The organism is Methylomicrobium lacus LW14 (assembly GCF_000527095.1).
Taxonomy (GTDB): domain Bacteria; phylum Pseudomonadota; class Gammaproteobacteria; order Methylococcales; family Methylomonadaceae; genus Methylomicrobium; species Methylomicrobium lacus.
In genome coordinates, this window is sequence record NZ_AZUN01000001.1 from 2,212,977 (window position 1) to 2,224,683 (window position 11,707).

Here is an 11,707-nt window from a genome sequence, read left to right on the forward strand (position 1 = left end):
CCCCATAACGGGTACATCCAGAACCCTTGACTTTACGTGTCGTAAAGCGCCTTTAAAAGCCGTTGAATCTTGGTTTTATCAATAAAACAGCGTAAAAAAAGGGCCTTGCGGCCCTTTTAATAACTGGGACACCTAGAAAGGTTAATCTTCTTCTTTCTCGGCTTCCTTCATGCTGAGCCGGACGCGGCCTTGGCGGTCGATCTCCAGCACTTTCACTCTGACCACATCGCCTTCCGCCAGTTTGTCGCTGACCTTGTCGACATGCTCGTTCGAGATTTGCGAGATATGCACCAAGCCGTCTTTGCCGGGCAGGATCGTTACGAACGCGCCGAAGTCCATCAGACGGACGACCTTGCCTTCGTAAATCTTGCCGACTTCGACTTCGGCGGTGATCTCTTCGATCAGACGGCGCGCTTCTTCGCCGGCCGCCTTGTCGACCGAGGCGATCTTGACGACGCCGTCATCGGTCAGATCGACGCTCGCGCCGGTGATTTCGGTGATGCCGCGGATCGTCGCACCGCCTTTGCCGATCACTTCGCGAATCTTGCTCGGATCGATCTTGAAGGTGATGATGCGCGGCGCATAGTCGGACATGTGTTCGCGCGCGGTCGACAACACCTTGTTCATTTCGCCGAGGATGTGGATACGGCCGGTCTTGGCTTGCGCCAGCGCGGCCTTCATGATCTCGGCGGTGATGCCGTCGATCTTGATGTCCATTTGCAGCGCGGTGATGCCGTCAGAAGTCCCCGCGACCTTGAAATCCATGTCGCCGAGGTGATCTTCATCGCCCATGATGTCCGACAGGACCGCGAAATCGTCGCCTTCCTTGATCAGACCCATCGCGATACCCGCAACCGGAGCCTTGATCGGCACGCCGGCGTCCATCAGCGCCAAACTGCTGCCGCACACCGAGGCCATCGAGCTGGAGCCGTTCGATTCGGTGATTTCGGAGACGACGCGAATCACATACGGAAATTCTTCCATGACCGGCAATACCGCCAACACACCGCGCTTCGCCAGACGGCCGTGGCCGATCTCGCGACGCTTCGGAGAACCGACGAAGCCGGTTTCGCCGACGCTGAACGGCGGGAAGTTGTAGTGCAGCATGAACAGGTCTTTGTATTCGCCGGCCAGCGCATCGATGATTTGCGCATCGCGCTGGGTGCCCAGCGTCGCGACGACCAGAGCTTGCGTTTCGCCGCGGGTGAACAAGGCCGAGCCGTGTGTTCTCGGCAGCACGCCGGTGCGGATCGTGATCGGGCGAACCGTAGCGAGTTCGCGGCCGTCGATCCGGCGCTTTTCGCTCAGGATCGCGTGACGGACGATGTTGTATTCGAGATCTTCGATAATGTGGCGGATCGCTTTTTCGGCATATTCGCCGGTCGCGGTCAGTTTTTCGACCGCCGCATTGCGAATCACTTTCAGCCTATCCTGTCTGACCAGTTTTTCAGCGATGCGATAGGCGTCCTTGATGTCTTCCTCGACTTCGGCGGTCACCAGGCGCACCAGTTCGACATCGGCATCGGGAGCGGTCCAGGTAACCACGCCGGCGCCGGCCGCCGCGGCAAATTCATTGATCGCATTGATCGCGGTCTGCATGTGCTCATGGCCGAACAGCACGGCGCCGAGCATTTCTTCTTCGGTCAGGCAGTCGGCTTCGGATTCGACCATCAACACCGCATTGGCGGTGCCGGCAACGACCAGTTGCAGGCGCGATTCCTTCAATTCGGCCGGTGACGGATTCAACAGATACTGACCATCCTTGAAGCCGACTCTTGCCGCGCCGACCGGGCCGTTGAACGGCAAGCCCGAAACGGCCAAGGCCGCGGAAGCGCCGAGCAGGGCCGGAATTTCGGTATCGACTTCCGGATTCAGCGAGATCACGGTCGCGATGATCTGGACCTCATCCCTGTAGCCTTCCGGGAACATCGGACGCATCGGACGGTCGATCAGACGCGAAATCAGCGTTTCCTGTTCGGACGGACGTCCTTCACGCTTGAAAAAACCGCCGGGGATCTTGCCGGCTGCATAGGCTTTTTCCTGATAATTCACCGTCAACGGAAAAAAGTCGTTGCCGCCTGTATCTTTTTTGCTAACGACGGTCACCAATAACGAGGTGCCCTCGACATCGATGATCACGGCGCCATGGGCTTGGCGTGCGATCTCACCGGTTTCCAACGTGACAGTGCGATCACCGTACTGAAATTCTTTCCTGATAGGATTCACTATTAGGTTCCTTTGCGTAGAAATTGTTTAGGATAAAACGGGGGTAACGCTGAAATGCAAACGGCGCCGAACCGGCGCCGTTTTCAGTCTGGTCTTATTTGCGCAAACCGAGACGTTCGATCAGCGTGCGGTAGCGGTCACCGTCTTTGCTTTTCAGATAATCGAGCAGTTTGCGGCGTTGATTGACCATCCGTAACAAACCACGACGTGAGTGGTTGTCTTTCTTGTGCGCGGCGAAGTGCGGCGTCAGGTGTTGGATGTGCGCGGTCAACAGAGCGACCTGCACTTCCGGGGAACCGGTATCGGTTTCGGACAGACGGTATTCTTCAACGATTTTTTTCTTTTGTTCCGCAGTAAATGGCATTTTATTAAACCCTATGGATATAGTTAGATAATTAAAAAAAGCCCTGATGAGGGCGGGGTCACACACCCATTTCCACGATAGGGGGTAGAGAATGGGTCAAACTTAGGCTCCCGCGCAGGTGCGGGGAAACATTGCTTATGGTTCCACGCTCTGCGTGGGAACGATCAGCGGAAGCTGTTTTCAGCCGTAGGGCGGATAAGCATCGCGCATCCGCCGGGCGCCGAGGTGGATGCGCTGCGCTTATCCACCCTACGTATTGCTTTTTAGAGCCTGCCAGCATATGCCGACAGAAACGGCTTATTCGGCCAAATTGAACACTCTGCAAGGCGCTAGTTTACCATCCATTCGCATTTCGCCCAAGCCTAAAAACGCGCCGGCGTGGTACAGACGCACCTGCCCCGGCGGGGACAATTCGGCATTGACCGCTTGTCCGTTTCTGATCTTGCCGGCATCGACATCCTGCAGTTCGACGGCCGGCAGCGCGTGCAACGGCACATCGACAGCGAGCAAACAGGCATCGAGCTGATGCGCGTCCAGCGCGCGTAATTGCTCTATCGTAAACGCCTGGTCGAGATCAAACATGCCCGCCTGCAGGCGGCGCAGTTCCGCGACCGTCCCGCCGCAGCCGAAATGCGCGCCGATGTCTTCCGCGAGCGAGCGGATGTAGGTGCCTTTCGAACAGAACACTTCCAGCGTCAGCCGGTCGCGCTCGAAATCGAGCAGTTTCAGTGCGTAGATCGTGATCCGCCGCGCCTTGCGCTCGACCGTCTTGCCTTCGCGCGCCAGTTCGTACAGCTTCTTGCCGTTCAGCTTCAGCGCCGAGTACATCGGCGGCACCTGATCGAGCTCGCCGGTGAAGCGTTGCAGACAGGCATCGAGCATCGCCTGCGTGATCTCCGGCACCGGCTGGGTTTCCAGCACCGCGCCTTCGGCATCGCCGGTATCGGTCAACACGCCAAGCCGGATCACGACCCGGTAGCGCTTGTCGTCATCGAGCATCATGCCGGATACCTTGGTCGCTTCGCCGAAACACAACGGCAGAAGCCCTGTCGCCAACGGATCGAGGCTGCCGGTATGGCCGGCTTTCGCGGCATTCAGCAAGCGTTTGACTTCCTGCAGCGCCTGATTCGAAGACACGCCGAGGCGTTTATCCAGCAGCAATATGCCGTGCACATTGCGCCGGTTAGCGCGTTTGCTCATTCCTGCTCGGGGTCTTTGTCGGTCTTGTCGATGTCGCTGAGCAGTTCCGCGACGCGCATGCCGGTATCGAACGAATCGTCATAAAGAAAGCGCAGTTCCGAAATGTGCCGCAGCATCATCCGCTGCGCGAGCTCGTGCCGAATCACCGGCGCCAGCTGATTCAGCTTTTTAACATGACTCTTCTTGCCGTCGGCGTCCGCATTCAGCACCGTGAAATAGATTTTCGCGACCGCCAAATCCTTGGTCAGAACGACTTCATTGATCGTCACGAAGCCGAGCCGGTAGTCCTTCACAATCCGCTGCAGAATGAACGACAGTTCCTTCTGCATTTCGGATGACACGCGGGCGCTGCGCCCAAATTCTTTTGCCATGGTTATTTACAATACGCGTTTAACTTCGGTCCGCTCAAAGACTTCGATCTGGTCGCCGGCTTTGACGTCGTTATAGTTTTTGACGCCGATGCCGCACTCCATGCCCATCTTGACTTCGGCCACGTCATCCTTGAAGCGGCGCAGCGATTCGAGCTGACCTTCATAGATCACCACGTTTTCGCGCAGTACGCGAATCGGCAGGTTGCGTTTGACGAAACCTTCGATAACCATACAGCCGGCGACCGCGCCGAATTTCGGCGAACGGAAGACATCGCGGACCTCGGCCAAACCGACGATCTGCTCCTTGATTTCCGGCGCCAACATGCCGCTGATCGAGTTTTTGACTTCGTCGATCGCTTCGTAGATGACGCTGTAATAATGCAGGTCGATCCCCTTCTCTTCGATCAGCTTGCGCGCAGTCGCATCGGCACGGACATTGAAGCCCATCAGGATAGCGCCGGACGCCAACGCCAGGTTCGCATCGCCTTCGTTGATGCCGCCGACGCCGCCAAAGACCACCTTGACCTCGACTTCCGGGTTCGACAGATCGACCAAGGCGCTGCGCAGCGCTTCGAGACTGCCCTGCACGTCGGTCTTGATCACCAGATTCAGGCTCGCGACCTCGCCGGCGGTCATTCTGGAGAACACTTCATCCAGCTTGGAAGCCTGTTGCGCCGCATGGCGGGTGGTCCGCTTGCGTTCTTCACGGTGTTTAGCCAAGTCTTTGGCAATCCGTTCGTTTTGCACGACCAGGAACTCGTCGCCCGCATTCGGCGTACCCGACAAGCCGAGGATTTCGACCGGAACCGAGGGACCCGCATCCTTGATCGCTTTGCCGTTTTCGTTGAACATCGCCCGCACCCGGCCGAATTCTTGCCCGCAAAGCACCATCTGGCCACTCTCGAGCGTGCCTCTTTGCACCAGGATGGTCGCGACCGCGCCGCGGCCTTTGTCCAGACGGGATTCGATCACGATACCGGAGGCCGGGCCTTCGATCGGCGCTTTCAATTCGAGAATTTCGGTTTGTACGACCAAGGCTTCGATCAGATCGTCGATGCCCTCGCCGGTCTTCGCCGAGATTTTCAGGAACTGCACATCGCCGCCCCATTCTTCGGCCAGGACGTTGATCACCGACAATTCCTGCATCACCTTGTCGGGGTTCGCGTCCGGCTTGTCCATCTTGTTCATCGCGACGATGATCGGCACATTCGCGGCGCGGGCATGTTCGACCGCTTCCTTCGTTTGCGGCATCACGCCGTCGTCGGCCGCGACCACCACGATGACCACGTCGGTCAGATCGGCGCCGCGTGCCCGCATCGCGGTAAACGCGGCATGGCCCGGCGTATCGAGGAAGGTAACCGAACCGTGGTCGGTTTTGACCTGATAGGCGCCGATGTGCTGGGTAATGCCGCCCGCTTCGCCGGCGGCAACCCGGGTTTTACGAATATAGTCGAGCAAGGAGGTCTTGCCGTGGTCGACATGGCCCATGATCGTGACGATCGGCGCGCGCGGCAGTTCGGGGAAGGTTTCTTCCACTTGTGCCTCGGCGAGCATTTCTTTTTCAAGATCGTCGTCGCTCTGCATGACCGCCTTATGGCCCATTTCCTCGACCAAAATCACCGCGGTTTCCTGGTCGATGCTTTGATTGATGGTCGCCATGATGCCGAGCTTCATCAATTGCTTGATCACCAGCGCCACCTTCACGCTCATCTTGTTCGCGAGATCGGAAACCAGAATCGTTTCGGGGATCGTGACGTCCTTCACGATCGGCGCGGACGGCATCTCGAATTGGTGCTTGCCTTCATGCGGCGCACTGGAACGCTGCTGCTGCGGCGCCTTGCTGCCTTTTTTCTTCGGCCGGCGCGGAGCATCACGGCCTTCGGTCAACACACCGACGTCGCGCTGTTTTTTACGATGCAGCGTTTCCTGCTTCTGCTGGGCCTGTTGCCGGACTTTTTCGGCGGTCCGCTTGATCGATTCTTCGACCCGGATCTCCTTTTCGGTCATCTTCTTTTTGACCTCTTCGGCTTCCTTCGGCTTGCCGGCTTTTTCGGTTTTGATTTTTTTAGCTTCCTTGGCTTTGGCCGCTTCCGCCGGGGTTACCGGTTCCGCCGCTTTCGGCTCAACTTTAACTTCAACGACCTCTTCCTCATATTCTTCCTGCGGCTCAACGATAGGTTCCGCCGCCGGCGCCTTTTTGGCCTCCACCGGCTGTACCGCTGCCGCCACCGGCTCAGTCACCTTGACCGCTTCGACCGGGAGGGCTGCTTGCTCAAGCACAATCGCAGGTTCGGCCGCGGTTACGACCGGCGGCTCTGCGTGTACCGGCTGCGGCGGCACCGCCACTTTCGTTTCAGGGGCTTCAGAAAGCTCGCGCTTGTTGATATAGGTTTTCTTTTTGCGAACTTCGACGCTGATCGTCTTGGTCGCCGTGCCCGGCACGCTCGCCTGCTTCATTTCGATTACCTTGCGCCGTTCCAGCGTCACGCGACTAGGCGCGGTTTTAGACCCGCTTTCATCCTTGCCGTGGCGTTTGCGCAAATGCGTCAGGAGCCGCAATTTTTCCTCTTCGCTGATCACGTCGTCCGGCGTAGTGGCCGATAAACCCGCTTCCTTCAACTGCTCCAATAATTTTTCCAGAGGTATTCTGACTACCTCGGCCAATTGCCGTACTGTTTGATCGCTCATCGCCTACTCCTGCCTTACTCGCCTTTCTCTTCTGAAAACCAGGGCTCTCGCGCCTTCATAATCAACTTTGCCGCGCGATCCTCATTCATTTCAGGTACGCTCAGCAAATCGTCAATCGACTGCTCCGCCAGATCGTCCATCGTGATTATACCGCGGCTGGCCAATTCATAAGCCAGATCCTCGTCCATACCCTCCATCTCCAAAAGATCCTGGGCTGGCTCGTTGGTTTCAATTTTTTCCTCGGCCGCGATTGCGCTGATCAACAACACATCTTTCGCGCGGCTACGTAACTCGTTCACCAATTCTTCATCGAAGCCTTCGATTTCGAGCATTTCGCTGACCGGTACATAGGCGATCTCTTCGATCGTATTGAAACCGACCTCGACCAGGGTCATCGCAATGTCGTCATCGACATCGAGTTCCTGGACGAACATATCTTTGATCTTCATCGCTTCCGCTTCGCTATTCGCTTCGGCTTTCGACGCATCGATCACGTTCAGTTCCCAACCGGTCAATAGCGTCGCCAGACGCACGTTCTGGCCGCCGCGGCCGATGGCCTGCGACAGGTTGTCGGTGCTGACCGCCAAGTCCATCGAATGCCGGTCTTCATCGACCACGATCGACTGAATTTCGGCCGGCGACATCGCATTGATCACATATTGCGCTTCGTTCGGATTCCAAAGAATGATGTCGACACGCTCGCCGGCCAGTTCGTTCGACACCGACTGCACGCGCGATCCGCGCATGCCGACGCAGGCGCCGACCGGGTCGAGACGCGGATCGTTGCTCTTGACCGCGATTTTCGCGCGCGAACCCGGATCGCGGGCCGCGCCCATCAGCGAGATCATGCCTTCGCTGACCTCGGGCACTTCCAGGCGGAACAACGCAATCAACAATTCCGGCGCGGTCCGGCTGACAAACAATTGCGGGCCGCGCGGCTCGGAACGAACATCTTTCAAATAACCGCGGATACGGTCGCCGACGCGCACCGCTTCGCGCGGAATCATCTCTTCCTTCGCAATATAAGCCTCGACATGGCCGCCCAGATCCAGATACACGCTGCCCTTTTCGATGCGCTTGACGACGCCGGTAATCAGTTCGCCGACTCGGCTCTGATAGGCATCGACGATTTTCTTGCGCTCGGCCTCGCGGATCTTGTGAATGATCACCTGCTTCGCGGTCTGCGCGGCAATACGACCGAAGTCGACCGATTCGATCTCTTCCTCGACCACATCGCCGACCTCGGCATTCGGATTGTCGAACTTCGCGACATCGATCAATATCTGCGTGCCCGGAAATTCGACATCGCCGTTGATTTCGCTATTCGGCGCGACCACATCCCACTGCCGATAAGTCTTATAATCGCCGGTTTTTCTATCGATCTCGACGCGGGCTTTGATTGGATTGGCATAGCGTTTGGTCGTTGCCATTTCCAGTGCCGATTCCATCGCCTGAAAGACAACCTCTTTTTCAATCGCTTTCTCGTTGGAAAAGACATCCACGACCAACAAAATCTCTTTATTTGCCACTGCGTACTCCTTTTTCGATTAAATAGTCCGGCACCAGACGCGCCTTACTGATCGCCGAAAACGGCACTTCAAAAGTTTGGCCGTTTTCGGTCAGTGTAATGATATCTTCTTCGACCTTTTCGATCAGACCGGTAATCCGCTTGCGTCCGCCGATCGCCTTGAACAGATTCACCAACACGGTGCTGCCGGTGAAGCGTTCAAACTGACTGAGCTTGAAAAACGGCCGGTCTGCCCCCGGCGAGGACACTTCCAATTGATAATTGTCGGGAATCGGATCTTCGACATCGAGCACGCCGCTGACCTGATGACTGACTTTCGAACAGTCCTCGACCAAAATGCCGTTGTCACTGTCGATATAGATTCTTAATAAACCATGCCGCGGATGTGGGTGATATTCAATGCCGACACATTCATAACCCAAGCCTTCCACGACCGGCTCGATTAAGGCAACCAAATGTTCGGGAGCCTGCTTCATTTTTCCTACCTTTTCACCGCACAAAAAAAAAGAGCCCAGGGCTCTTCACATTGACAAGCAAATGCTACAACCACAAAACCGGAGCCCAGAAAATAAAAAACCCCATAAAGGGGCTTCCGTGTAAGTGGTAGCGGGGGCTGGATCCGAACCAACAACCTTTTACGAGCCCCTGCTATTAGGATAACTCACTGGAATATCCTAAAGGCATTAATATACCACAGGCTTAATAACTTTCAAAGTGTTTTGCGCCGTTAACCTAAAAATACCGCGGCAACTTCACCGAAAGATCATTGTTGATTTTAAAGCAAAATTCTTCTCTTCCGCAAGCGCCGGTTCACCTGCCAGTGATAGAGACGCGCCAACAGCGGCCGGATCACCGGCAAGCCGATTACCCAGGCCAACGGCCTGAGTAGCCGCACTTTGCGCATCAATAGAATGTACGCGTCGAGCTCCGCATGAATCCGCCCGGCGGCATCCTGCACATGCAGTTCCGTCAAGGCTTTCTCGGGATCGATGCCGAGTTCCCGCAGCCGATTTTCCTGACCGGTAATGTCGAACCAGCAGACCTGCTCACCGGTGTCCCCCGACAGTTTCTCGTAATTTTGCCGGTCGCGAATGCATTTCGGGCAGGCGCCGTCGTAATAGACCGTGACTTTATTTTGCTGCATAATCGATTTCTACCTGCTGACTAACCGACCGCCGCCTTTACCGTGAAAATCGATAGGCGAACGGGGTGGGAGCGACGCCTACGTCGCGACTTGCAAGTTTTAATCGCGACGTAGGCGTCGCTCCCACGGACGCGTTTTATCTTTCTTTGAACCCAGAATGCTCTTGCGTGTTCCCGACTCAATCAAACGCCGACTGAACCCACCGGATTCCTCCGAGCCGCCTTTTGCGCTCGTCAACTGGCTTTTTCTGCGGGGTCTGGCGCTGATTTATCTGGCCGCGTTCGCCTCGATGTCGGTGCAAATCGAGGGTTTGATCGGCGTTCAGGGCATCCTGCCGATCGAGGCGAAACTCACGGAGATGGCGGCGATTTATGGCAGCGCCGGCTATTTCGAATTCCCGACCCTGTTCTGGCTCGCGGCTTCCGATCCGGCGCTCAAGCTGGTCTGTTATGCAGGCATCGCAGCGTCCTTGCTGTTGCTGCTGAACATCGCGCAGAAAGCCGCCTTGATCCTCTGCTATCTGCTGTATTTGTCCGTCACGGTCGCCGGGCAGGATTTCTTCTCGTTTCAGTGGGACGTGTTCTTGCTCGAATCCGGGTTTATCGGCATCTTTTTGAGCTGGGGCTCGCGGTTCAACGTTTTTCTGTACCGCTGGCTGATCGCGCGCTTCATGTTCATGGGCGGCGTGGTCAAGCTGGCGAGCGGCGATCCGGCCTGGGCCAAGCTGACCGCGCTGAATTATCATTACCTGACCGAACCCTTGCCCACGCCCTTGGCCTACTACGCGTATTTCCTGCCGTCTTGGTTTCACAAGCTTTGCGTGGCCGGCGTGCTTTGGCTTGAACTGATCGTGCCGTTTTTCGTGTTTCTGCCGCACCCTTTCCGCCTGTTCGCCGCATGGAGCTTTATCGGCCTGCAAAGCGCGATCATCCTGACCGGCAATTATAATTTCTTCAACCTGCTGACGATCCTCTTGTGCATTTGGCTGTTCGACGACCGGGACTTGGCCGGCAGACTGCCTGCGCGCCTGGTCGCCCATATTCAGCAACAGCAGCCGCGTCCGGGCGATGCCGCGCATCTTATCGCAGGATCATGGACCGCCTTCGTGCTGATTGTCTGCGCGCTTACGGCCTGGATGCATAACACCCAAGGTCGGACCCCGCAAATCTTCCGCTCCTGGGTGCTGACGACCTCGAATTTCGCGGTGATCAATCAATACGGCCCGTTTGGGGTGATGAATACCGAACGGCACGAGATCATCATCGAGGGCTCCGACGACGGCAAGACCTGGAAGGCTTACGAATTCAACGATAAGCCCGGAGATCTGTCCCGCAATCTGCGCTGGAACATTCCGCATCAGCCCCGGCTCGACTGGCAACTGTGGTTTGCCGCGCTCGAAAACCCCAGGCTCGATGGGTGGTTTGCGGCGTTCATGGCGCGCTTGCAGGAAGGATCGCCGCCCGTCCTGGCCTTGCTGCGCACGAATCCTTTTCCGGACCGTCCGCCGGTTTTTGTGCGCGCGATGCTGTACCGGTATGCCTATGCAACGCCGGAGCAACGCACGCAAACCGGCCAACTCTGGCAGCGCGAAGCGATCGGCCAATACTGGCCGCCGCCCCATCCTGAATTCGGTTAGCTTGGGTTTCAGGCCATGCTATCATGCGCCTTTTCAGTGAGGGACCGCCTCGATGTGGATACAAAAAGAAATCCGGCTCAAAGCCCGACCGCGCGGCTTTCATTGGGTAACGGAAGACATCCTCAGGCAGCTTCCGGAGCTAGAGAAAGTATCGGTGGGCATGCTGAATGTGTTCATCAAGCACACATCCGCCTCGCTCACCATTAACGAGAACGCCGATCCGACGGTAAGGCAGGACTTTGAGAGTTTCTTTAACCGCGCGGTGCCGGAGGATGAACCTTATTACAAGCATACCTATGAAGGCAGCGATGACCTGCCCAGCCATCTGAAGAGCAGCATTCTGGGCTGCAGCTTGAATATTCCGATCACCCATGGACGGCTGAACCTAGGTATCTGGCAAGGCATCTATCTGTGCGAGCACAGGAACCATGGCGGAAGCCGAGAGCTGGTGGTGACGCTTCAAGGCGAGTCGGTTGAATAATCGTTTAATAAAATAATCGCCGGCATGCGGTCATGAATGGGTTGGCTGTTGCGGTGATGATCGGACAGG

Annotated in this window: 10 protein-coding genes; 2 read left to right on the forward strand and 8 right to left on the reverse strand. The window is 56.8% G+C overall.

The features are described from left to right. Positions 1-141: 141 nt before the first annotated feature. The 8 genes from pnp to METLA_RS0110040 all read right to left on the reverse strand — a co-directional run bounded on the left by pnp (position 142) and on the right by METLA_RS0110040 (position 9,521). Complete coding sequence (gene pnp, locus METLA_RS0110005) at positions 142-2,226, reverse strand: polyribonucleotide nucleotidyltransferase (protein WP_024298422.1); 2,085 nt, start codon at positions 2,224-2,226, stop codon at positions 142-144. Positions 2,227-2,320: 94 nt separating this feature from the next. Continuing rightward, entirely contained in the window at positions 2,321-2,590 is a 270-nt protein-coding gene (rpsO, locus tag METLA_RS0110010; protein ID WP_024298423.1) for a 30S ribosomal protein S15, read from the reverse strand. A gap of 297 nt (positions 2,591-2,887) precedes the next feature. After that, positions 2,888-3,790: a tRNA pseudouridine(55) synthase TruB gene (gene truB / locus METLA_RS0110015; RefSeq protein ID WP_024298424.1), complete on the reverse strand. Its 903-nt coding sequence runs from the start codon at positions 3,788-3,790 to the stop codon at positions 2,888-2,890. Next, entirely contained in the window at positions 3,787-4,161 is a 375-nt protein-coding gene (rbfA, locus tag METLA_RS0110020) for a 30S ribosome-binding factor RbfA (protein ID WP_024298425.1), read from the reverse strand. The genes truB and rbfA overlap by 4 nt, the downstream gene beginning before the upstream one ends. Before the next feature lie 6 nt (positions 4,162-4,167). Continuing rightward, positions 4,168-6,849 carry a translation initiation factor IF-2 gene (gene infB, locus METLA_RS0110025; RefSeq protein ID WP_024298426.1) on the reverse strand — a complete coding sequence of 894 codons (2,682 nt, stop codon included), beginning with the start codon at positions 6,847-6,849 and terminating at the stop codon, positions 4,168-4,170. A 14-nt stretch (positions 6,850-6,863) separates the two neighbouring features. Then, the gene (gene nusA / locus METLA_RS0110030) at positions 6,864-8,378 is read right to left on the reverse strand and encodes a transcription termination factor NusA (protein ID WP_024298427.1); all 1,515 of its coding nucleotides are present in this window, start codon (positions 8,376-8,378) and stop codon (positions 6,864-6,866) included. Beyond that, on the reverse strand, positions 8,368-8,853 hold the full coding sequence (rimP, locus tag METLA_RS0110035) for a ribosome maturation factor RimP (RefSeq protein ID WP_024298428.1): 486 nt from the start codon (positions 8,851-8,853) through the stop codon (positions 8,368-8,370). Before rimP ends, nusA begins: the two co-directional genes overlap by 11 nt. Positions 8,854-9,152: 299 nt before the next feature. Then, positions 9,153-9,521, reverse strand: a complete 369-nt coding sequence (locus METLA_RS0110040; RefSeq protein ID WP_024298429.1) for a thiol-disulfide oxidoreductase DCC family protein — start codon at positions 9,519-9,521, stop codon at positions 9,153-9,155. Between the two features lie 157 nt (positions 9,522-9,678). Between METLA_RS0110040 and METLA_RS0110045 the strand changes: the two genes are divergently transcribed. Next, positions 9,679-11,157 carry a lipase maturation factor family protein gene (locus METLA_RS0110045; protein ID WP_024298430.1) on the forward strand — a complete coding sequence of 493 codons (1,479 nt, stop codon included), beginning with the start codon at positions 9,679-9,681 and terminating at the stop codon, positions 11,155-11,157. A gap of 52 nt (positions 11,158-11,209) precedes the next feature. Beyond that, on the forward strand, positions 11,210-11,638 hold the full coding sequence (locus METLA_RS0110050; RefSeq protein ID WP_024298431.1) for a secondary thiamine-phosphate synthase enzyme YjbQ: 429 nt from the start codon (positions 11,210-11,212) through the stop codon (positions 11,636-11,638). Positions 11,639-11,707 lie beyond the last annotated feature (69 nt).